This window comes from Marinobacterium zhoushanense (assembly GCF_014641945.1).
GTDB lineage: Bacteria > Pseudomonadota > Gammaproteobacteria > Pseudomonadales > Balneatricaceae > Marinobacterium_D > Marinobacterium_D zhoushanense.
The window spans coordinates 428,088-448,058 of the sequence record NZ_BMIJ01000004.1 but is presented as its reverse complement, the minus strand read 5'-3'; the positions used below and the strand labels follow the sequence as shown (position 1 = coordinate 448,058).

Genomic DNA, 19,971 nt, shown 5'->3' with positions numbered 1-19,971 from the left:
CTAATATTGAGCTGGTCATAGTTTGTTCAGCAGGCGCATTTCATCAGTGTGCTGCCGGGTTGTCGGTCGGCCTAAGACGCTGGCCTGGAACCCAGGTGACGAAGGTCTATCCGCGGTACGGTCGTATCTGCACTGCTAGGTGGCGTTACGCAGGGGCTAGTTTGTTAGGCGTGCTGTTCACTGCAACAGCGGCTTCACGCTCGGTGAGTTCAGCTTCGGCCCGGCGCTTGAGGTAGCGGCGCATGGCCACGCTGGCAGCATCGGCCTTGACCGAGATCTCGTAGTAGTCGTCCGAATCGCCCTGCTCCTCGATCATCTGCGACACCGCCTGGAGACCGACCACATCCTCCTGGAATGCGGCCATCAACTGCTGATGCATGAACTCGGTGACCTCATCCTCTTCGAGTGCGAAGTTGCGGCCGTGCACGATGAAGTAGTGGGTTGAGTCGGCAGTGGCGGGGGTCGGAATATGCGCAGTCTTGATCCGCTGGTCCGGGCGCTCAGACTCATCCAACGCGATGTCGTAGAACTCGCCGTGCACGATATGCAGCGCCGGTGACACGAAATCGGAGGTGGTGATCCGCGCCGCATCCTTGCCCTCCAGCCTGGTGGGTTTCGCCCAGACCGGCGGCAGACGGGTAGGCACCACATAACGTTTGAGTAGGAAACGGTCGTCGCTGATATCGGTATCGAATTCGGCACGGGCATAATCCGGCGTACCGAAGGTATTGGCGTGCAGGAAGCTCAGGTGGGTCAGGTCGAGCAGATTCTCATGCAGATAGACATAGCTGCATTTCAGGTCCATGTAGTCCTCGGAGGTGACCCAGCCCTCCTCGAGCATGGGCATAGCAGGGATCTTGTCGATATCCGCCTGTTCCGGCTCGCCCATCCAGATCCAGATTACCGGACCTTGCCGGTGCAGGGGATAGCTGCGGATCGAGATGCCGGAGCAGTTGCACTGGGAGGGGACCTCAATACACTGGCCGTTTTCGTCATAGCGCAGACCATGGTAGCCACAGACGACCGTGTCGCCGTCCAACATGCTGCGTGACAGCGGGAAGGAGCGGTGACCACAACGGTTATCCAGCGCAACGGGCGTGCCGTCTTCTTTGCGGAACAATACGACCTGACGGCCGAGGATGGTGCGCGCCATCAATTCCCGGCCCACCTCCCGGGACAGCGCGGCAACATACCATTCGTTGTAGATGAAAGGAGTTTGGCGATCGGCCATTCGGCGGCAGGCGGCCTGGGCGGCGCGCTGGACTCGTGTCAGTGACATGGGGCTCTCCTGTTTGTTGTTGTATGCAAGCCTGTGTCTACGGTAAATCAGCGCTGTGTGGGAGGCGCTCACAAGATCTTGTGAGGCTCGATATTGGCGATGGGGCGTGTAATACTGCCAGGGCGAGTGAAGGCCCGGTCGACACGGGTGGATAACAATAAAAAACGCGCCGATGAGGCCCACAGATGAACCCAACGCTTGACCAGTCGTCGCTGGCGACGCTGATATCCAGTGTCGGACAGTGTCGGTTTGACCGGGTGCTGGCAGACACCATGCACAAGCTGACCGGTGCCGATCACTGCGTGCTGGTCTCCTATCCCGCTTATTTGAAACACCCCTTTACGCTTTTCTCTGCTGGATCCATACGTGAGCCTCTGGCCCAGGAGTGTCGGCGCCTGTATGACGAGGTGTTTTACCTGCGTGACCCTAACCTGGGGTTGATGGCCGCTGGCGATAGAAAAACTGAGCCCAGGATCCGCCAGGTGCAGGTGGACGAATTCTACGATCAGGAGTATCGGCATCAGTTGATGGAACGATGCGATATTCGCGAAAAGATCGCATTTATCGGCCAGAGCAACGGCCAGCCCTTCTGTCTGAACCTGTATCGAGTGAATACGGCTACACGTCGCAATCTAGACAGTGGCCCGCTGGAGGAGGGCGGTGCGGTGTTGGCTTCGATACTGGAGCGGCATATTGCGTTCGCCGGTCAGCAGCAGGTTCGATTCGACTTGCCCTGGGTGATGTCGCGTTTGCAGGGGGCCTGTGGCCAACTGTTGACGGCCAGGGAGCTGGATGTCGGCGCGAGGATCGTGCTTGGATATAACTCCGAAGCGATCGCGCTGGATCTGGATATCAGTGTTAACACGGTGTTGACGCACCGGCGCCACCTCTACGAGAAGGTCGGTATCGGCACCCAGAATCAGCTGTTTGCTCTGGTGGTCGAGGGGCGGTTGCCATTCTGAACCCTCCGCCAGGGTTATTCGCCGAGTCATTTCGCTTCACATCAAATTGAGCCCGTCAGCCGACGTCGCTATCCGGCAACGTCAATCCCGTTTCCGTCGGCGCCATCCAGTCGTAAAAATCGATCCAATCTCGCGCCAACCCTGGCGAATCGCTGAATGACAGAGATTTTTCACTGTGTCGCAAATCGACATTGCCGAGGCGTTGCGGAACATCATGTCTCCCATCGCTCTGGATACCATCCTCTCAAAGCCAGCTAGTCTGGTCTTAAGTTATTTGGCCGAACTGGTGTACCCAACACGTTCTTGCTGTACCTGGCCCAAGCAATCGGCATTAGCAGGTCTGGCATTGGAGGAGAAAAAGATGTTTGCAAAGAGTGATGATATTCAGGGCTTCGATAATGAACTCTGGGACGCGATCCAGCACGAAGCGGTGCGTCAGGAGGAACATATCGAACTGATCGCCTCCGAGAACTACACCAGCCCGCGTGTGATGCAGGCTCAGGGTACGGTGTTGACCAACAAGTACGCCGAAGGTTATCCGGCCAAGCGCTACTACGGCGGTTGCGAGTATGTCGACGTGGTGGAAGCGCTGGCGATCGATCGCGCCTGCAAGCTGTTCGGCGCCGATTACGCTAACGTACAGCCGCACTCCGGTTCCCAGGCCAACGCTGCTGTTTACATGGCACTGTGCCAGCCGGGCGACACCGTACTGGGCATGAGCCTGGCCCACGGTGGTCACCTGACTCACGGTGCGCACGTCAACTTCTCCGGCAAGATCTACAACGCGGTTCAGTACGGTCTGAACGAAGCCACCGGCGAGATCGACTACGACCAGGTTGAAGCACTGGCCCTGGAGCACAAGCCGAAAATGATCGTGGCGGGTTTCTCTGCCTACTCCCGTATCGTTGACTGGGCCAAGTTCCGTGAAATCGCCGACAAGGTCGGAGCCTACCTGTTTGTCGATATGGCGCACGTTGCTGGTCTGGTTGCAGCCGGACTGTACCCGAACCCGCTGCCGTACGCCGATGTTGTTACCACCACCACCCACAAGACTCTGCGTGGTCCTCGTGGCGGCCTGATCCTGGCCAAGTCCAACCCGGAGCTGGAGAAGAAGCTGAACGCCGCGGTATTCCCGGGCGGTCAGGGTGGCCCGCTGATGCACGTCATCGCCGCCAAGGCGGTTGCGTTCAAGGAAGCACTGGATCCCGCCTTCACTGAGTACCAGACTCAGGTAGTGAAAAACGCCAAGGCGATGGCGGAAGTGTTCATCGAGCGCGGCTTCGATGTTGTGTCCGGCGGTACCGACAACCACCTGTTCCTGCTCAGCCTGATCAAGCAGGGCCTGACCGGTAAGGCGGCTGACGCTGCGCTGGGTCGTGCCAACATCACCGTGAACAAGAACGCTGTGCCGAACGACCCGCAGTCTCCGTTCGTGACCTCCGGTCTGCGTATCGGGTCTCCGGTTGTGACCACTCGCGGCTTCAAGGAAGCGCAGTGCCGTACATTGGCTGGCTGGATCGCCGACCTCCTCGACGTCCTGAACGACGAAGAGAAGCTGGAAGCGAAGATCATTGAAGTGAAAGAGCAGGTTAAGGCGCTGTGCGCTGACTTCCCGGTCTACCGTTGATCTTATTGGTTATTTCGAAAATCCGCGCAAGCGGCTATCAGTGGAGCTGACGTTATGCAGCGTTATTCCGGATTTGGACTGTTCAAGCACAGTCTGAGCTATCACGAAAATTGGCAGCGGGCGTGGCGCAACCCGACGCCGAAGAAAAAGTATGACGTCATCATCGTTGGTGGTGGTGGGCATGGTCTGGCGACCGCCTACTACCTGGCCAAAGAGCACGGTATCACCAATGTGGCGGTGATCGAGAAGGGTTACCTGGGCGGCGGTAACACTGCCCGTAACACCACTATCGTGCGCTCCAACTACCTGTGGGACGAAGCGGCTCACCTGTACGAGCACGCCATGAAGCTGTGGGAAGGCCTGTCGCAGGACCTGAACTACAACGTCATGTTCTCTCAGCGTGGTGTACTCAACCTGGGTCACACGCTGCAGGATATGCGTGATATCCAGCGCCGCGTCAACGCTAACCGTTTGAACGGTATCGACGGTGAAGTGCTGGACACCAAGGGTGTTCAGGAGATCGTTCCGCATATGGATTGCTCCGCCAACCGTCGCTACCCGGTACTGGGTGCGTCCTGGCAGCCGCGTGCCGGTGTTGCCCGCCACGATGCGGTGGCCTGGGGCTTCGCCCGCGGCGCCGACAGCTACGGCGTCGACCTGATCCAGCAGTGTGAAGTGGTCGACATGGTGATCGAGGATGGCGCTATTGTGGGGGTTAAGACCAACAGTCACGGCGTGATCAAGGCCGATCGTGTGGGCTGCGTCACTGCCGGTAACTCCGGTGTGATGGCGAAGATGGCCGGTTTCGAACTGCCGCTGGAATCTCATCCGCTGCAGGCGCTGGTATCCGAGCCGATCAAGCCGATTCTGGATACTGTGGTCATGTCCAACCACGTACACGGCTACGTCAGCCAGTCCGACAAGGGTGACCTGGTGATCGGTGCCGGTATCGACGGTTACAACGGCTACGGTCAGCGTGGTTCCTACCCGACCATCGAGCACACCGTTCAGGCGATCGTCGAGCTGTTCCCGATCTTCAGCCGCGTGCGCATGAACCGTCAGTGGGGCGGTATCGTGGATACCTGCCCGGATGCCTGCCCGATCATCTCCGCCACTCCGGTTGAGAACCTGTTCTTCAACTGCGGTTGGGGTACCGGCGGCTTCAAGGCCACTCCGGGATCCGGCAACGTCTTCGCCGCGACGCTGGCGAAGGGCGAGGCGCATCCGCTGGCCAAGCCGTTCTCCATGTTCCGTTTCCACAACGGCGCACTGATCGACGAACACGGCGCCGCTGGCGTTGCTCACTGAGGACTTACGAAATGTTGCATATCTACTGTCCGCACTGCCGCGAGCATCGCGAAGAGGAAGAGTTTCACGTCAAGGGCCAGGCGCATATCGCCCGTCCGCTTGATCCGGAGAGCTGCACCGACAAGGAGTGGGGGGAATACCTCTTCTTCCGCAAGAACCCGCGCGGTATTCATCACGAGATCTGGTACCACAGCACCGGCTGTCGCAAGTTTTTCAACGTGACTCGCGACACGGTCAGCTACGAGATCAAAGAGGTTTACAAGATTGGCGAACAGCCCCAAGTGGTTGCTAAGGGTTAAGGAGCGGAAAGCATGAGCCAGAAAAACCGCCTCCAGTCCGGAGGCCGCATCGACCGTTCCAAGGCAATGACCTTCAGCTACAACGGTCGCCAGTACAAGGGTTACCAGGGCGACACCGTCGCCTCAGCACTGCTGGCCAACGGCGTCGATATCGTCGGCCGCAGTTTCAAATACAGCCGTCCGCGCGGCCTCGTCACTGCCGGTGCCGATGAGCCGAACGGCATCCTGCAGATGGGCGCTACCGAAGCGACCCAGGTGCCGAACGTCCGTGCTACCCAGCAGGAGCTGTTCGACGGCCTGGTGTGCAGTGCTACCAACGGTTGGCCGAACGCCGAGTCCGACATGATGTCGATCCTCGGTAAAGTCGGCGGCAAGATGATGCCCCCGGGCTTCTACTACAAAACCTTCATGTACCCGCAGTCCATGTGGGAAACCTACGAGAAGGTGATCCGTAAGGCTGCCGGTTTCGGTCGCTCACCGCTGGAAAACGATCCGGACGAATACGATAGCGTTAACCAGCACTGCGACCTGATGGTCGTGGGCGCAGGTCCGGCCGGTCTGATGGCGGCGCTGACCGCTGCCCGTAGTGGTGCGCGTGTCATCATCGCCGATGAGCAGAACGAGTTTGGCGGTCACCTGCTGTCCAGTCGCGAGCGTATCGGCGGCAAGTCGGCGGCTGACTGGGTTGCCAGTATCGTCGAGGAGCTGGCGAGTTTCCCGGATGTGCTGATGCTGCCACGTTCGACCGTGAACGGCTATCACGACCATAACTTCCTGACCATTCACGAGCGTCGTACCGACCACATCGCCGACAAGGCGCCGTCTGGTCAGGTTCGTCAGCGTATGCACCGCGTGCGTGCACACTGGGTGGTACTGGCCACCGGTGCGCAGGAGCGTCCGCTGGTATTCGCCCATAACGACGTACCGGGCTGTATGGTTGCATCCGCCGTGTCCACCTACATCAACCGTTATGGCGTAGTACCGGGCAAGCAGCTGGTGCTGATGACCACCAACGATGGTGCTTACCAGACCGCTCTGGACTGGGCTGACGCCGGTCGTGAGGTTGTGGCTGTGGTTGATACCCGCGCCAATCCTCAGGGTGAACTGATCGAAGCAGTGCGTAAGCGCGGCATCAAGGTGATCACCGGCAGCGCCGTGATCGAGGTTAGCGGTAAGAAGCGTGTCAGTGGCGTCACCGTCGCCGGCATCGACGCCAAAGGCGAGAAGGTCACCGGCAAGGCTCATTCACTGCTGAGCTGCGACACCGTTGCCAGCTCCGGCGGCTGGAGCCCGGTTGTGCACCTGTCCTGCCATGCCGGTAGCCGCCCCGAATGGCGCGATGACATTATCGGCTTCGTGCCGGGCCCGACCGTGCAGAAGCAGCTGATTGCCGGCGGTATCACCGGCACTTATGCGCTGGACAAGGTTTTGGCAGAAGGTGCGAAAGCAGGTCAGGAAGCGACTAAGCGTCTGGGCCTGACTGTGGCCGACGTACAGCTGCCCAACGTGCGCAACCTGCGTGAAGGCAAGCCGATGGCGCTGTTCCACGTACCGCACACCAAGCCGACCTCTCGTGCACCGAAGCAGTTCGTCGACTACCAGAACGACGTAACCGCTGCCGGTATCGAGCTGGCGACCCGCGAAGGCTTCGAGTCGATCGAGCACGTCAAGCGTTACACCGCCATGGGCTTCGGTACCGACCAGGGTAAGCTGGGTAACATCAACGGTATGGCGATCACCGCCAAGGTGCTGGGCAAGACGATCCCGGAAACCGGTACCACCGTGTTCCGTCCGAACTACACACCGATCACCTTCGGTGCGATTGCCGGACGCAACTGCGACGAGCTGTTCGATCCCAAGCGCTTCTCCGCCATGCACAAATGGCATGTGGAAAACGGTGCCAAGTTCGAGGATGTGGGCCAGTGGAAACGTCCCTGGTACTTCCCGAAAGCGGGCGAAACCATGCAGCAGTCGCTGGATCGCGAGTGCAAGGCTACCCGTGAGAGCGTTGGTATCCTCGACGCCTCCACGCTGGGTAAGATCGACATCCAGGGTAAGGATGCGCGCGAATTCCTGTCACGCGTCTACACTAACGCTTGGGCCAAGCTCGGCGTCGGCAAGTGCCGCTACGGCCTGATGTGTAAAGAAGACGGTATGGTGTTCGACGATGGTGTGACCTCATGCCTGGGCGAAAACCACTTCCTGATGACCACTACCACCGGCGGCGCCGCCGGCGTTCTGGAGTGGCTGGAACTCTACCACCAGACCGAGTGGCCGGAGCTGGAAGTGTTCTTCACCAGCGTGACCGATCACTGGGCGACAATGACCATCTCCGGTCCCAACAGCCGCAAGCTGCTGGCCGAGCTGACCGACATCGACCTGGATAAGGACGGCTTCAAGTTCATGGACTGGCGTGCAGGCACAGTGGCGGGCGTACCGGCACGTGTGTTCCGTATCTCCTTCACCGGTGAGCTGTCGTTCGAGATCAACGTCCAGGCCAACTACGGTCTGCACGTATGGGAAAAGCTGTTCGAGCATGGCGCCAAGTACAACCTGACGCCGTACGGCACCGAAACCATGCATATTCTGCGTGCAGAGAAAGGTTTCATCATCGCCGGTCAGGATACCGATGGTTCCGTGCATCCGTTCGATCTTGGCATGGGCTGGTGTGTTGGTAACAACAAGCCGTTCAGCTATATCGGTAAGCGCGGTATGGCGCGTGAAGATTGCGTACGCCCGAACCGCAAGCAGCTGGTGGGTCTGAAAACCAAGGATCCGAAGGTGGTTCTGCCGGAGGGCGCCCAAGCGGTGGCCGATCCGAAGCAGGCGATCCCGATGGATATGCTTGGCCACGTCACCTCCAGCTACTGGAGTGCCAACCTGGGCCACAGTATCGCGATGGGCTTCGTCAAAGGCGGCCTTGAGCGCATGGGCGAATCCGTTTACTACCCGCTGGCCGATGGCCGCGTGATCGAAGCTGAAATCTGCAGCCCGATCTTCCTCGATCCGAAAGGGGAGCGTCAGAATGTCTGAGACACTTGCACCTGAAAAAGAAGGCACCGTCAACGTGGCGGTTATGAACCAAGTGGCTGGAAGCGGTGCTCGCGCCGAGTCTCCGCTGCATCACGCCGAACTCGACAAGCTGGCTGCGCGTAACCCGCGCACCGGCGGTGTGATGCTGCGTGAACTCAAGTTGCTCGGTCACCTGACCCTGCGCGGTTCGCAGCAGAACGAAAGCTTCATGAACGGCTGCGCCGAGGTGCTGGGGTTGGCATTGCCGACCCAGCCCCTGACTTCGGTGGAGAAGGGTAGTGTATCGATCCGCTGGATCAGCCCGGACGAGTGGCTGGTTGTGCTGCCTGCCGATCAGGCGTACGAAGTGGAGCAGGGCCTGCGTGCGGCTATCGAGGGCCATTTCTCGGTGGTTAACGTTAGCGGTGGACAGACTCTCCTGGAGCTGTCCGGGCCTAACGCCCGTGACGTGCTGAAGAAAAGCTGCCCTCTGGATGTTCATCCGAGCCAGTTCCCGGTAGGTAAGGTCGCCGGTACTGTATTTGCCAAGAGCACGGCTGTGGTTCGCCGCAGCGGTGAGGAAAGCTGGGAGCTGGTGGTGCGCCGCAGCTTCGCAGACTACATCTGGCTCTGGCTGCAGGATGCCAGCCGCGAATACGGTCTTGTGATCAAGAGCTAAACCGTTTTGGTGCGCCGGGGTGTTTCCGCCAGACGCCCCCGGCGCACCGTCTTAGATTGCTGGAGGAGATTGCCATGAGCTCTCTGCCCGATTCCTGGATCTTTACCGCCCAATGTCCCAGTCGGCTCGGTACTGTAGATGTGGTGACCCGCTTTATGGCGGAATCAAAAAACTACATCAACGAGATCCACTCGTTTGACGATCGCGTCAGCGAGCGTTTCTTCATCCGCATCGAGTTTCAACCTCAGGGCGATGCTTTCACGCCTGAAAGCTTCGATGACCAATTCGCGCCTCGGGCTACCGAGTTCGATATGGAGTGGAACCTGACCCCGCCCGGACACCGCGAACGGGTGGCGATCCTGGTTTCCAAGTTCGACCACTGTTTGAACGATCTGCTGTTCCGCCACCGTACCGGACAGCTCGATATCGATATCCCGGTGATCATCTCCAACCACCCGGATCTGAGGCCTCTGGCCGAATGGCATGGCATACCGTACTACCATCTGCCGATCACGGCGGAGACCAAGCCGAAGCAGGAAGCGCAGATACTCGACCTGCTCGAGCAGTACGATATCGATCTGGTCGTACTTGCCCGCTACATGCAGGTACTGTCACCGGAGATGTGCGAAAAGCTGGATGGCTGGGCGATCAACATCCACCACTCCCTGCTGCCGGGCTTCAAGGGCGCACGCCCCTACCACCAGGCATGGGAAAAAGGGGTCAAGATGGTCGGTGCCACTGCGCACTACGTTAACAACGATCTGGATGAAGGCCCCATTATTACCCAGGGTATCCAGAGCGTTGACCATGCTCACTACCCGGAAGACCTGGTCTCCAAAGGGCAGGATGTGGAACGCATCACCCTGTTCAACGCCGTGCGCTACCACGTGGAAAAGCGTGTGTTCCTGAGTGGCAAACGAACGGTGGTATTCAGTAACTGAGGTTACTGCTGATTTTCCGTTGTTGTTTTGACCGGGCCTGGTGCCCGGTTTTTTTCTTTTTTAGGTGGTTGGTGTTTCGTCCCTCGAGCCGCTAGCGCGGTAGCGGAAGTGAAGGTTTTTAGCGGTGACACTCGGCATCAGTCCGGCTGTCTGATGCCGGCGTTCACTCCCGCTTCGCGATCAGCTTATCGACGCTCCATGCACCACCGCCGGCAAAGGCCAGAAAAAAGAATATGAAGCAGAACAGTACCGCAGGTTCGCCTCGGTTCATCAAGGGCGCGAGGAAGGTATCGGCGCTGGCGTGGGCCATGAAGTAGGCGAAGGCCATCTCGCCGGAGAGAAGAAAAGCGACCGGGCGAGTGAACAGACCGAGAATGAGCAGTGCGCCGCCGACCAGCTCCAGCATGCCGGCAAATCCGGTTATCGAGAAATACTGCAGATCTTCATAGCGCTCGTTATAGGGGATCAACAGCAGTTTCGAGCTGCCGTGCAACAGGAACAGATAGGCGGTAACGATGCGCAGGACCGACTGGACGCGGGGTGTCCAGACCGTTTCAAGGGTTTCAACGAATGTCATGGTGCCCTCCAGATCGATTGGCTATCGAGCGTGTCTCCCTCCGTCAGCACCGTGGCTGGCGGGTGATGTAATGAAGTGAAGTTCAGTACGCGGAAGTTATCCAGAACGCGATTGCTGTTTGCCGGGTCTATTCAGTGCCTTTCTGCATCATCTCAGATCCATCTGCATCTCGTGCCAGCTCAATCCGCCGTGGTCTGATGCGGATTTGCAGCAGTACTGAAAACCGTGCTTGGTGTAGAAGTCGATCAATTCGGTCTGGCAGATCAGATGGATCGAGTGCTTGCCCAGAGCGCGCATCTTGTCGATAAAGGCGACCAGTAGCTGGCTGGCGTAGCCTCTACCCTGATATGCCGGGTGCACGACCACCGACATGATCACGATATGCTTACCGGCAGGGTCGTGACCGACCAGTTCTTTGAATGCTTCATCCGACATCTCCACCTTGTCGGTGGCGCCGCCGTTGACAAAACCGACGATTCTGTTGCCGAGTTCTAAAACAATAAAACCCTCGGGGTATGTTTGAATGCGCTTCTCGATCTTTTCTCTGCTGGCCGCTTCATCACCGGCGTAAGCTGTGGTTTCGATCTCATAGCAGCTGTCCAGATCGGCAATTCTTACCTCCCGTATCATGCTGTGCTCCCGGTTGGTGGGTTGGTGGGTTGGTGGGTAGGGCGCTGGCCTCCGGTCAACCTTTCTTGTGCCTTTAAATTTAACGCCTTAGCTTTTTGTTGGCGACTGCGGCAGATCTTTTTCGGCGGCATGGGGTATATCGTTGAAAAACGATATGGCACCATGGGCGGATGTAAAAGGAGCGTACGATGAAAGCACTGTCCGATATCCCATTCTCTGTTCTGGAGCTGGCGCCGATACGCCTGCATGAGTCTGTCAGCGACACCCTTGCCCGCAGTATCGAATTTGCCCGCCATGCGGAGGCTTCGGGCATCGAACGCTTCTGGCTGGCGGAGCACCATAACATGCAGGGGATCGCCAGTTCCGCGACCTCGGTGTTGATCGGTGCGGTGGCTGCCAATACCCAGCGGATGCGGGTGGGCTCCGGCGGCATCATGTTGCCCAACCATCCGCCGTTGGTAATCGCGGAGCAGTTTGGCACCCTGGACGCACTCTATCCTGGCCGGATCGACCTCGGGCTTGGGCGTGCGCCGGGTACCGATTCGTTAACCAGTCGGGCGCTACGGCGTGACGATATGCGTGCCGAGCAGTTTCCGGAGGAGGTAGCCCAGCTGCAGAAACTGCTGGGTCCGAAGGATCCGGCTGCCCGGGTGCGCGCAGTACCGGGGGAGGGAAGCCAGGTGAAGATCTGGCTGTTGGGATCGAGCCTGTTCAGTGCCCAGCTCGCGGCTGAGAGGGGGCTGCCCTATGCGTTTGCCGGACATTTTGCTCCACGCTACGCCTATGAGGCGCTGACACTTTATCGCCGACAGTTCCGGCCATCCGAGGTGCTCGATGCGCCCTATGCGATGCTCGGGGTGCCATTGATTGCGGCCGACAGCGATGATGAGGCCCGCTATCTTGCGACCAGCTCACAGCAGCGCATATTGGCGCTGATGCGTGGGGAACCGCTCTGGTTGCGCCCGCCGGTGGAAAGCATGGAGGCGTTGTGGAGCCCGCATGACAAAGCGTCGGTGGAGGCGTTTCTCGGCCTTCAGGTGGTTGGCGGCCCGGCAACGCTCAAGTCGAAGCTGGAACAGCTGATCAACGAGTTTCCGGTCGATGAGCTGATGTTCACCAATGATCTATACGATCAGAGAAAACGCTTGGCGGCGCTGTCGATTCTGATGGCGTTGAGATAAAGATCGGGCTATCGCGCCAGTTATGGCCGTTAATCGCGATGGCAGATACAGGACTCGCCGGTGGCAGCGGCCTTCAGCTCCTCGGCGATACCGCATTGCGCCACCGTCTGGTGCCGGGCGCAACGCTGGCGCAGAACCATCAATTGCGACTCCAGTTCGGCGAGTTCTGCACGACGCTGGTGTACGGCAGTGAGGTGGCGGTCGATCAGCAGGTTGATCTCGTCACAGTCGCTGTCGGGTGAGTCAAGCAGGGTCAGCAATCCGCGAATCTCCGACAAGGATATCTCCAGGGCACGGCAGTGACGAATAAAACGCAGGCGTTCGGCGTGGGTGCTGCTGTAGCGTCGATAGCCGTTCGCTTCACGTTTTGGCGGCTGCAGTAACCCTTCACGTTCGTAATAGCGAATGGTCTCCGGGTCGACCCCGGTGTGGCGGCCCAGTGTGCCGATGCGCATCGCGACCTCCTCTTCGAATGGACGATTTAATAGCTTAACAGTATTGACCCTGTAGTGGCTCCAAGGTTTTTAATGGGCTCTACTTCAGGTTGAAGCAGGAGGTTCAGATGGCAGGGGATTGTTGCGGGACGATTTCGGCTGGGTCGCCCCTCACCCGGGACGGGCGGCGATTCCGACGTGCGCTTTGGATCGCGCTCGCGGTCAATGCGGTGATGTTTGTGGTGGAATTGGGCGCGGGCCTGCAGTCGGGGTCGGTATCGCTGCTCGCCGACGCGATCGACTTTTTCGGCGACAGTGCCAACTACCTGCTGTCGCTGGTGGTGATGTCGATGGGGCTGCTATGGCGGGCACGCGGCGCATGGATAAAGGGACTGACCATGGTGCTGTTCGGTCTTTTGGTATCGGCACGGGCCGTTTGGGGCCTGGCGTTGGGTCAGCCACCCGAACCGCTGGTGATGTCGAGTATAGGCGCGCTGGCGTTGCTCGCGAATGTGGGGGTTGCCGTCATGTTGTATCGGTTCCGCCTGGGGGATGCGGATATGCGGTCGGTGTGGTTGTGTAGCCGCAACGACGCAATCGGCAACCTGGCGGTGATCCTTGCCGCTGCCGGGGTGTTCGGCACCGGCGATGCCTGGCCGGATCTGGTGGTGGCGGGCATTATGGCGGGATTGGCGCTGACCAGCGGCGTCAGCATTCTGCGCCACGCTCGACAGGACATGCGTATAGCGAAAGCGGAAGCGGGTGCTTAACTGATCAAGCCATTACGTTTAACGACGCGGTAGATCTTGAGGCTGGTTCGCCCGAGGGCGCTGAGTTCACCCAGCTTGGGTATTTCGCCGCGATCAAGGCGCATCTGCCAGTCAAGTAACTCACCGTCGAGATAATCGAGCAGCTTCTTGGAGCAGCCATTGCAGATGCCATCGCAAACCTGGGCTTCCGGCAGGTCGAAGGGCAGGGTGCTCCTGGCTTTGTCTATCAGGTTCTGCATCGCGATTCGGGGGCTGGGTTTGGGCATCTAGGGCGCTCCTGGCTAGAGGAATGATCATAGCGCGGTGCTCTTGGGGTTGGATTGACCGATCGCAAACGGGGGGTGATTACGAAATGCCTCGGATTCCGGCTACCAGATAGGGCGCCCAGAGTGTGACGGTCAAGGCCAGCAGGAACAGCTCGCCGGTGATCGGATTGAATATCTATCCCAATTCCAACCAGGTTTTTTCGGTCACGCAGTGGCCAAGATACCGTTCGGCGGCGGATTAGCGGCCCTCCAGCGACAGGGACGGGTGAGCGTCTACTCGGCGTGTGCGTCCGCGCCGTGTTCCGACAGCTGTGCGCCGAACCAGCGATGTATGGCGGTTAGCAGGCTAAGGTCATCGGTTTCAAACTGGATTTCGGCGCCGTTGGGCAGAGGAGCATAAGTCACGCGGATACTGCTGGCGCCATCAGCGAGCTCCTTCAGTCCCGGCATATCGGCGCCGTGCAAGGTTGCGGGATCTCCGTAGTCGCCCTGCGCGAAGCGCATTGCCTCATGTTTCAGGTGGCGCTGGATCAGCGCCACCTGCTGCTCGTCCTGACCCTCCCTCAATACCACACGCTGGCGGCCGCCCTGTTCGGTCATTTTGAACAGATGCACGCTGCCGGCGATATCAAACGGCATCACATGGTGTGACATCTGGTGCACATGCTGTTGCGGCGTGCTTTCGCCATATGCTGGGGCGAGGGCGACCGTCAGAAGACCGGCGGCCACCAGACGCAGGCATAGGTTTACGTGCGTGTTCATCGTCAGGCTCCTTGCTCTTATAAATTCGGACGCACTGTGGCTCGAGTATCAGGTAGTGCTACAGCTGCTCCGAGAGGAATGTCAGCGTCCGGCCATGGGCCAGGGCCGCAGCTTTTTGGTTGTAGGCGGGGCGGCCCCAGCAGTTAAATCCGTGATCGACACCGGGGTAGTCGAAGAAGCTCGCGTTTTCGCGGCCGGCAAAACTGTTCCTGACCTTGCCGACGGCCTCGGCAGGGATCATCTTGTCCAGCTCGGCGTAGTGAAACAGTATTGGCTGGGTAATCTTCTCGGCCAGCTCCAGGCTGTTCTGGATGCCGCCACCGTAATAGGCCACCGTGGCGTCGACGCTGCCCGCAGCCGCGGCGCGGTAAGCCAATTGACCGCCAAGACAGTAACCAATCGCGGCGACGCCGCCTTCGACCTCCGGCAGCGTCCTCAGGTACTCGGCGGCTGCCGCCACATCGGCACCTGCCTGGGCATCGTCCACGCGCTGGCGCAGTGCTATCGCTTCGGTTCTGCCCACGTCGTCATAGCCCAGGTCGACGCGAGGCTGCTGGCGCCAGAATACGTCGGGGGCGAGTACGACGTAGCCGTCCAGTGCGTATTGCTCGGCGACGGCACGGATATGGCTGTTTACACCCCAGATCTCCTGGATGATTACAATGCCGGGCCCCTTCCCGGTGGGCGGCAATGACAGGTATCCGGAAAAGCCCTCTGTCCCGACGTTCGGGATATCGATCCATTGTGCGTTCATGGCAATCTCTTGTGGTTGTATTGAACCATTGGCGTCCAGCCTAATGGCGGCTCATGGGGCACCCTTGAACCGGGCGACCAGGATGGGAGCCAGCAGTGTGGTGATTAGCACCAACAGTAGCAGATCGCCCGAGGCCGGGTTAAATAGCTGGGCTAACTCGCTCCAGCTTTTCCCGGCAATAAAGTGACCAAAGAGTATATCGAACAGCAGGGTCATGCAGACCCACTGCAATCCTATCGCCAGATAGACTCGGCTGCTCCGCTTGCCAATAAGCGGAAACGCGCAGTAGGTGGCGCTCAATATGAGCAGCGAAAGGCTCAGCCCACTGACGATCAGCGCCGGGTGCGGACCGATGAGTTCGGCCAACAGCTTGTCCCGGATAAGGCCATTGGCGATGGCCAACAACACCATAGCGAGCCAAATGGCTGAAGCTGTGAAAAATAGCCTGATGGCCATATGTGGGCGACTCATGAATCCGGTTTCTGGACGATGAAGTAAGTATGTAACTCCGGATATTGATCAAACTCCAGATGCTTGCAGAGACAGCCTGCTTCATCAATCACTCTTAACAAAGCGGGGATGCCCAGCGTTGAGTAATACAGCTCCGGCCCCATGCTGGCATCAAGGTGCTGATCGGCACTATCAAGGCCTCCGGCGGAGAAGATACAGACACCTCCAGGGTTCAACTGAGCGAACAGCTTACGCAGCACCGGCTCGTGCTGGTCGAGTGGCAGGTGCCACAGGCTGTCCCAGGCGCTGATAAAGTCGTACTGCCGGGGCAGGGGCCAGGTGCAGATATCGGCGTGGTGAAAGGTCAGGCTCGGGAAGCGCGCTCTCATCTGCTCGATCATGCGTGCAGAGATATCGACCCCCTCCGGTGTGAAGCCTTTTTCCAGCAGCAGTTGCTCTATCCGGCCGTTGCAGCCGCAACCCACATCCAGTGCAGCACCGCGCATGTTGGTAAAGGCGATGGCGCGTTCATGCTGGTGGATACCGTTTGCCTGGTTGAATTCTGGCCGGGTCCAGAGCTGGGTGATCTGATCGTAGGCCAGGCCTATCTGTTTCGGCTGCATAGGGTTGGGGCGTCCTCGGTTCTGCTGTTCCCGCCATGTTGCTGGATAGTGTTGGCTATTGCCAGTCGTCTAAAAATAGCCAATCAGCCGTCCCAGCGTCAGTACCGCTATCCATATCAGTAGTGAGAGGAGTGCCGAGAGACGGAGAGGAATCGATGGCAGGCTTTGCGACAGCCAAAATGCGGCGTCGTCTGGTGGCAGCAGGAGCTCATCTATGAGGCCGGCGCGATCGTTTCACCAGGGCTGCCCGACCTCGATCATCCACTGCTCTCCGTTCACATCCAGCGTGACCTCTCCGTGGGGGTTGTCCAGGCGTACGTCGACGATTACACCGGTAACCTCAAGCTCCTCGTCTGTGGCCCAGCCCCATTCATGATGTGCACAATGGCTATGGGACCAGAGAATGCCAAATGCGCGGGTAAGGAACGCCAGCCAAACGGCGACGTTCAGAATAGATGTTCATGGCGAGTCTCCCATCCAAATTCGTCTGCGTCTACTGACTGTAGGCCCGGGTAGGCGGGCTTACTGCCTGAGGTCGTGCAGGTTGAACAGATCCTTAGCTAGGCGCCCGCAGGAGGGGGCTGGTGTCTGCGTAGCGCCTTGCAACAGCCGGGTTGAATGGTAGGGGATCAGGCCAGAGCGGCGATAACGGACATCTCCACCAGTATCTCCGGACGAGCCATGCGCGCTTCGACACAGGCACGTGCCGGTTTCGGCAGCTCGGCAACCCAGGCATCCCACACCGCATTCATTGCAGCGAAATCTTTCATGTCGCGAATATAGATGGTGACCGAAAGCAGCGATTCCTTATCGCTCCCCGCTTCGCTTAACAGCGCGTCGATCTTGGCCAGGCACTGACGGGTTTGTTCGGCGATATCCCACTCCGCTTGACCAGCGGTCTGACCGCATAGGTAGACGGTGCCGTTATGTTTGACGATTCGGCTCATGCGATCGGTTGAGTGGATGCGTTCTATGGACATGATGCTCTCTCCAGTTGACGTTTATTTGAGATCCTATGACAGCTTTCGCCGGCCTACGCCGTTGACTGCCAGTGACTTTCACTACGCTTGAAGTGGCCTGCGACGAGGCGTTTGGTTCGGTTACTAATGATAAGGAATTTCATGCAGCATTAAATATCGTAATAATTCAGAAAAACAAAGAATATAACTTTAATATATTAAAAATATGGTTATTAAATACTGTAAAAAACACATAAAGCAGTTGATCATAAAATAATAAAATCAACAGTCTTTATTGAGGTGCATCATGACGGTTCTGGTAATGGGGGCGGGTGTCGTCGGCGTAACGAGTGCGTGGTATCTGGCCAAGGCCGGACACGAGGTGACGGTGATCGACCGTCAGGTGGACGTTGCGCTGGAGACCAGCTACGCCAACGCCGGACAGATCTCACCGGGGTACTCAACTCCCTGGGCTGCACCTGGCGTACCGCTGAAAGCGATCAAGTGGATGATGCAGGACCTCGCGCCGTTGATGATCAACGGCAGGGAGCTGGATCTGCAGACGCTGGGCTGGATGGGCAAGATGTTGGCGAACTGCAACGAAAAGGCATACCACCGCAATAAGGAGCGGATGCTGCGCGTGTCCGAATACAGCCGTGACTGTTTGAAGGCGCTGCGCGCCGAGATCGGTATCGAGTACGACAACCGCGCCTTAGGGCTGACCCAGCTGTTCCGCAGTGAGAAACAGGTCGAAGCCTCCAGACAGGATATGGCGATTCTCGATGAATGCGGTGTGCCGTACCAGGCGCTGAATGTCGATCAGTGTGTCGAGTACGAACCGGCGCTGGCGCAGGTGAAACAGAAGCTCGTCGGCGGCTTGCGCCTGCCCGGCGATGAAACCGGCGACTGCTTTCAGTTCACCAACAAGCTGGCCGCCGAGTGCAAGAAGCTGGGCGTCAAGTTCATCATGAAGACCGAGATCCTGGGCCTGAACACCGAAGCTGGCAAGGTCGTCAGTGTGTCCACCTCCAGGGGCAAGATGAGGGCGGATCACTACCTGGTCGCATTGGGCAGCTATTCGACGCCGCTACTGGCCAGTATCGGTATCCAGGCGCCGGTCTACCCGATCAAGGGCTACTCGCTAACCGTTCCGATTATCGATGCGGACAAGGCGCCCACCTCGACCGTGATGGATGAAACCTACAAGGTGGCCGTGACCCGCCTGGGCAATCGTATCCGTGTCGGCGGTACCGCAGAGATCGCGTCCTATAACAAGGAGCTTGCCGAGAAGCGTCGCCGCAACGTGGAGTTCGTGGTCAGCGACCTGTTCCCTGGCGGTGGTGACCTGGAGCGGGCCGAGTTTTGGACCGGTTTGCGCCCGATGACACCAGACGGCACGCCGATCCTGGGGGAAACCACGCTGTCCAACCTGTTCCTGAATACAGGCCACGGTACCCTGGGTTGGACCATGTCACTGGGTTCGTCGAAGTATGTCGCTGATGTGATCAGCGAGCGTACACCCGATATCAGCCGGGAAGGGCTGTCGATCGCGCGCTACGCCTGATCCGTGTTGGGAAGCCGGTACGGATCCGTGCAGGCTTTTCTGCATAACCTTGGATTTAGAAATAGAGCCGCAACAGACTGTCGGCGACGCAGACGAAGCGGCTCGAGCCCTCCGCCTCTACTTCAATCCGATTGACCATCTCCACGCTACGTTTGCCGGCGCTAAGCGATTTCAAAGTGGTGCGAGCGCGTATACGGCTGCCGCTTTTTACCGGGTGCGGAAAACGTACCTGGTCCAACCCGCAGTTCACCACCATACGCGCTTCCGGGTAGGGTGGCTTTTCCGGATTTACCGTATCGGTCAGATGCGGCAACAGCGACAGGATGAGAAAGCCGTGAGCGATGGTATCGCCGAAGGGGGACTCGTTTCGGGCACGTTCCGGATCCGTATGGATCCACTGCTGATCACCGGTCACCGACGCGAAACTGTCGATACGGGCCTGATCGACCGTCATCCAGTCACCAACAAACACCTCTTTGCCGATTCGGCTATGCCAGTCACGATAGAAGGCGATCACCTTCGGGTTCTTCACGCCCTGCAGGTCCTGCTCTTCCTCTATCTCTGAGAACAACTTGATTCTCGATACCCAGGAGTTGTTCAGGGTGTTGTTGAGAGAGTGACTGATGAAATAGGTCAGCTGACGAAGATGGCCGTCCGGGTTGCCTTTGAGATCAAAACCGTTAATTCGGCTCCTGAGCGAACGCTCTTTCTCTCTAATGTACTCAATCACATCCATCGTTGGATCCTGGTCGGGTGTTCTAGCGGCAGTCGGGAGGCCCTGAGTATAGCTCCTGCGCTTCTCAGTGACAGGCGTTCGATTCTGATTTGCGCTAAAAATTCCCCGGCATAACGACGATAGGGCTGAATGGCAGCGTTAGTTTGGTGTTGGGCAAG

The 19,971-nt window shown here is 58.6% G+C and carries 21 protein-coding genes; 10 read left to right on the top strand and 11 right to left on the bottom strand.

What is annotated here, in order from left to right; all coding sequences use genetic code 11:
• Window positions 1-145: 145 nt before the first annotated feature.
• Window positions 146-1,279, bottom strand: coding sequence for a Rieske 2Fe-2S domain-containing protein (locus IEX40_RS11795; protein ID WP_188748438.1), 1,134 nt, complete (start codon window positions 1,277-1,279; stop codon window positions 146-148).
• Window positions 1,280-1,464: 185 nt separating this feature from the next.
• Between IEX40_RS11795 and IEX40_RS11790 the strand changes: the two genes are divergently transcribed.
• The 7 genes from IEX40_RS11790 to purU all read left to right on the top strand — a co-directional run bounded on the left by IEX40_RS11790 (window position 1,465) and on the right by purU (window position 10,107).
• A complete protein-coding gene (locus tag IEX40_RS11790; protein ID WP_188748436.1) occupies window positions 1,465-2,241 on the top strand; it encodes a helix-turn-helix transcriptional regulator in 777 nt (258 codons plus the stop codon).
• 361 nt (window positions 2,242-2,602) lie between these two features.
• Window positions 2,603-3,868 (top strand): serine hydroxymethyltransferase, encoded by a 1,266-nt coding sequence (gene glyA, locus IEX40_RS11785; protein WP_188748435.1) that lies wholly within the window; start codon window positions 2,603-2,605, stop codon window positions 3,866-3,868.
• Between the two features lie 54 nt (window positions 3,869-3,922).
• Window positions 3,923-5,176 (top strand): sarcosine oxidase subunit beta family protein, encoded by a 1,254-nt coding sequence (locus IEX40_RS11780; RefSeq protein WP_188748433.1) that lies wholly within the window; start codon window positions 3,923-3,925, stop codon window positions 5,174-5,176.
• Window positions 5,177-5,187: 11 nt separating this feature from the next.
• Window positions 5,188-5,475 (top strand): sarcosine oxidase subunit delta, encoded by a 288-nt coding sequence (locus IEX40_RS11775; RefSeq protein ID WP_188748431.1) that lies wholly within the window; start codon window positions 5,188-5,190, stop codon window positions 5,473-5,475.
• A gap of 12 nt (window positions 5,476-5,487) precedes the next feature.
• Window positions 5,488-8,508, top strand: coding sequence for a sarcosine oxidase subunit alpha (locus tag IEX40_RS11770; protein ID WP_188748429.1), 3,021 nt, complete (start codon window positions 5,488-5,490; stop codon window positions 8,506-8,508).
• Window positions 8,501-9,166, top strand: coding sequence for a sarcosine oxidase subunit gamma (locus IEX40_RS11765; protein ID WP_188748427.1), 666 nt, complete (start codon window positions 8,501-8,503; stop codon window positions 9,164-9,166). Before IEX40_RS11770 ends, IEX40_RS11765 begins: the two co-directional genes overlap by 8 nt.
• A gap of 74 nt (window positions 9,167-9,240) precedes the next feature.
• Complete coding sequence (gene purU, locus IEX40_RS11760; protein WP_188748426.1) at window positions 9,241-10,107, top strand: formyltetrahydrofolate deformylase; 867 nt, start codon at window positions 9,241-9,243, stop codon at window positions 10,105-10,107.
• A 163-nt stretch (window positions 10,108-10,270) separates the two neighbouring features.
• Here the strand turns inward: purU and IEX40_RS11755 are convergent, their stop codons facing one another.
• Both IEX40_RS11755 and IEX40_RS11750 read right to left on the bottom strand, forming a co-directional pair.
• The gene (locus tag IEX40_RS11755; protein ID WP_188748424.1) at window positions 10,271-10,684 is read right to left on the bottom strand and encodes a DoxX family protein; all 414 of its coding nucleotides are present in this window, start codon (window positions 10,682-10,684) and stop codon (window positions 10,271-10,273) included.
• A gap of 147 nt (window positions 10,685-10,831) precedes the next feature.
• A complete protein-coding gene (locus IEX40_RS11750; protein WP_188748422.1) occupies window positions 10,832-11,314 on the bottom strand; it encodes a GNAT family N-acetyltransferase in 483 nt (160 codons plus the stop codon).
• A gap of 188 nt (window positions 11,315-11,502) precedes the next feature.
• Here IEX40_RS11750 and IEX40_RS11745 point away from each other — a divergent pair, with 188 nt between their 5' ends.
• Window positions 11,503-12,495 (top strand): LLM class flavin-dependent oxidoreductase, encoded by a 993-nt coding sequence (locus tag IEX40_RS11745; RefSeq protein ID WP_188748420.1) that lies wholly within the window; start codon window positions 11,503-11,505, stop codon window positions 12,493-12,495.
• Between the two features lie 29 nt (window positions 12,496-12,524).
• Here IEX40_RS11745 and cadR read toward each other — a convergent pair whose 3' ends face one another.
• The gene (cadR, locus tag IEX40_RS11740) at window positions 12,525-12,950 is read right to left on the bottom strand and encodes a Cd(II)/Pb(II)-responsive transcriptional regulator (protein WP_188748418.1); all 426 of its coding nucleotides are present in this window, start codon (window positions 12,948-12,950) and stop codon (window positions 12,525-12,527) included.
• 107 nt (window positions 12,951-13,057) lie between these two features.
• Here cadR and IEX40_RS11735 point away from each other — a divergent pair, with 107 nt between their 5' ends.
• Window positions 13,058-13,699, top strand: coding sequence for a cation efflux transmembrane domain-containing protein (locus IEX40_RS11735; protein WP_188748416.1), 642 nt, complete (start codon window positions 13,058-13,060; stop codon window positions 13,697-13,699).
• Here the strand turns inward: IEX40_RS11735 and IEX40_RS11730 are convergent.
• From IEX40_RS11730 to IEX40_RS11705, 6 genes are all read right to left on the bottom strand, one after another.
• On the bottom strand, window positions 13,696-13,965 hold the full coding sequence (locus IEX40_RS11730) for a hypothetical protein (protein WP_188748415.1): 270 nt from the start codon (window positions 13,963-13,965) through the stop codon (window positions 13,696-13,698). The two genes, IEX40_RS11735 and IEX40_RS11730, sit on opposite strands and share 4 nt — an antisense overlap.
• A gap of 273 nt (window positions 13,966-14,238) precedes the next feature.
• Entirely contained in the window at window positions 14,239-14,727 is a 489-nt protein-coding gene (locus tag IEX40_RS11725; RefSeq protein WP_229680724.1) for a hypothetical protein, read from the bottom strand.
• Window positions 14,728-14,785: 58 nt separating this feature from the next.
• Window positions 14,786-15,481, bottom strand: coding sequence for a dienelactone hydrolase family protein (locus IEX40_RS11720; RefSeq protein WP_188748413.1), 696 nt, complete (start codon window positions 15,479-15,481; stop codon window positions 14,786-14,788).
• 51 nt (window positions 15,482-15,532) lie between these two features.
• Window positions 15,533-15,847, bottom strand: a complete 315-nt coding sequence (locus IEX40_RS11715) for a hypothetical protein (protein WP_188748411.1) — start codon at window positions 15,845-15,847, stop codon at window positions 15,533-15,535.
• Between the two features lie 101 nt (window positions 15,848-15,948).
• Window positions 15,949-16,554, bottom strand: coding sequence for a class I SAM-dependent methyltransferase (locus IEX40_RS11710; protein ID WP_188748409.1), 606 nt, complete (start codon window positions 16,552-16,554; stop codon window positions 15,949-15,951).
• A gap of 629 nt (window positions 16,555-17,183) precedes the next feature.
• Window positions 17,184-17,534: a RidA family protein gene (locus tag IEX40_RS11705; RefSeq protein ID WP_188748407.1), complete on the bottom strand. Its 351-nt coding sequence runs from the start codon at window positions 17,532-17,534 to the stop codon at window positions 17,184-17,186.
• Between the two features lie 286 nt (window positions 17,535-17,820).
• Between IEX40_RS11705 and IEX40_RS11700 the strand changes: the two genes are divergently transcribed.
• The gene (locus tag IEX40_RS11700; protein ID WP_188748406.1) at window positions 17,821-19,077 is read left to right on the top strand and encodes a D-amino acid dehydrogenase; all 1,257 of its coding nucleotides are present in this window, start codon (window positions 17,821-17,823) and stop codon (window positions 19,075-19,077) included.
• Between the two features lie 55 nt (window positions 19,078-19,132).
• Here the strand turns inward: IEX40_RS11700 and IEX40_RS11695 are convergent, their stop codons facing one another.
• Complete coding sequence (locus tag IEX40_RS11695) at window positions 19,133-19,813, bottom strand: MaoC family dehydratase (RefSeq protein WP_188748404.1); 681 nt, start codon at window positions 19,811-19,813, stop codon at window positions 19,133-19,135.
• Between the last annotated feature and the right edge of the window lie 158 nt (window positions 19,814-19,971).

Bases quoted from the DNA above. Each gene is read 5' to 3' on its own strand.
- glyA (WP_188748435.1), top strand. From the start codon at position 2,603: ATGTTTGCAAAGAGTGATGATATTCAGGGCTTCGATAATGAACTCTGG.
- IEX40_RS11755 (WP_188748424.1), bottom strand. From the start codon at position 10,684: ATGACATTCGTTGAAACCCTTGAAACGGTCTGGACACCCCGCGTCCAG.
- IEX40_RS11720 (WP_188748413.1), bottom strand. From the start codon at position 15,481: ATGAACGCACAATGGATCGATATCCCGAACGTCGGGACAGAGGGCTTT.
- IEX40_RS11750 (WP_188748422.1), bottom strand. From the start codon at position 11,314: ATGATACGGGAGGTAAGAATTGCCGATCTGGACAGCTGCTATGAGATC.
- IEX40_RS11775 (WP_188748431.1), top strand. From the start codon at position 5,188: ATGTTGCATATCTACTGTCCGCACTGCCGCGAGCATCGCGAAGAGGAA.
- IEX40_RS11730 (WP_188748415.1), bottom strand. From the start codon at position 13,965: ATGCCCAAACCCAGCCCCCGAATCGCGATGCAGAACCTGATAGACAAA.
- IEX40_RS11735 (WP_188748416.1), top strand. From the start codon at position 13,058: ATGGCAGGGGATTGTTGCGGGACGATTTCGGCTGGGTCGCCCCTCACC.
- IEX40_RS11745 (WP_188748420.1), top strand. From the start codon at position 11,503: ATGAAAGCACTGTCCGATATCCCATTCTCTGTTCTGGAGCTGGCGCCG.
- IEX40_RS11770 (WP_188748429.1), top strand. From the start codon at position 5,488: ATGAGCCAGAAAAACCGCCTCCAGTCCGGAGGCCGCATCGACCGTTCC.
- IEX40_RS11790 (WP_188748436.1), top strand. From the start codon at position 1,465: ATGAACCCAACGCTTGACCAGTCGTCGCTGGCGACGCTGATATCCAGT.
- IEX40_RS11710 (WP_188748409.1), bottom strand. From the start codon at position 16,554: ATGCAGCCGAAACAGATAGGCCTGGCCTACGATCAGATCACCCAGCTC.
- cadR (WP_188748418.1), bottom strand. From the start codon at position 12,950: ATGCGCATCGGCACACTGGGCCGCCACACCGGGGTCGACCCGGAGACC.
- IEX40_RS11725 (WP_229680724.1), bottom strand. From the start codon at position 14,727: ATGAACACGCACGTAAACCTATGCCTGCGTCTGGTGGCCGCCGGTCTT.
- IEX40_RS11765 (WP_188748427.1), top strand. From the start codon at position 8,501: ATGTCTGAGACACTTGCACCTGAAAAAGAAGGCACCGTCAACGTGGCG.
- IEX40_RS11795 (WP_188748438.1), bottom strand. From the start codon at position 1,279: ATGTCACTGACACGAGTCCAGCGCGCCGCCCAGGCCGCCTGCCGCCGA.
- IEX40_RS11700 (WP_188748406.1), top strand. From the start codon at position 17,821: ATGACGGTTCTGGTAATGGGGGCGGGTGTCGTCGGCGTAACGAGTGCG.
- IEX40_RS11695 (WP_188748404.1), bottom strand. From the start codon at position 19,813: ATGGATGTGATTGAGTACATTAGAGAGAAAGAGCGTTCGCTCAGGAGC.
- IEX40_RS11705 (WP_188748407.1), bottom strand. From the start codon at position 17,534: ATGTCCATAGAACGCATCCACTCAACCGATCGCATGAGCCGAATCGTC.
- IEX40_RS11780 (WP_188748433.1), top strand. From the start codon at position 3,923: ATGCAGCGTTATTCCGGATTTGGACTGTTCAAGCACAGTCTGAGCTAT.
- purU (WP_188748426.1), top strand. From the start codon at position 9,241: ATGAGCTCTCTGCCCGATTCCTGGATCTTTACCGCCCAATGTCCCAGT.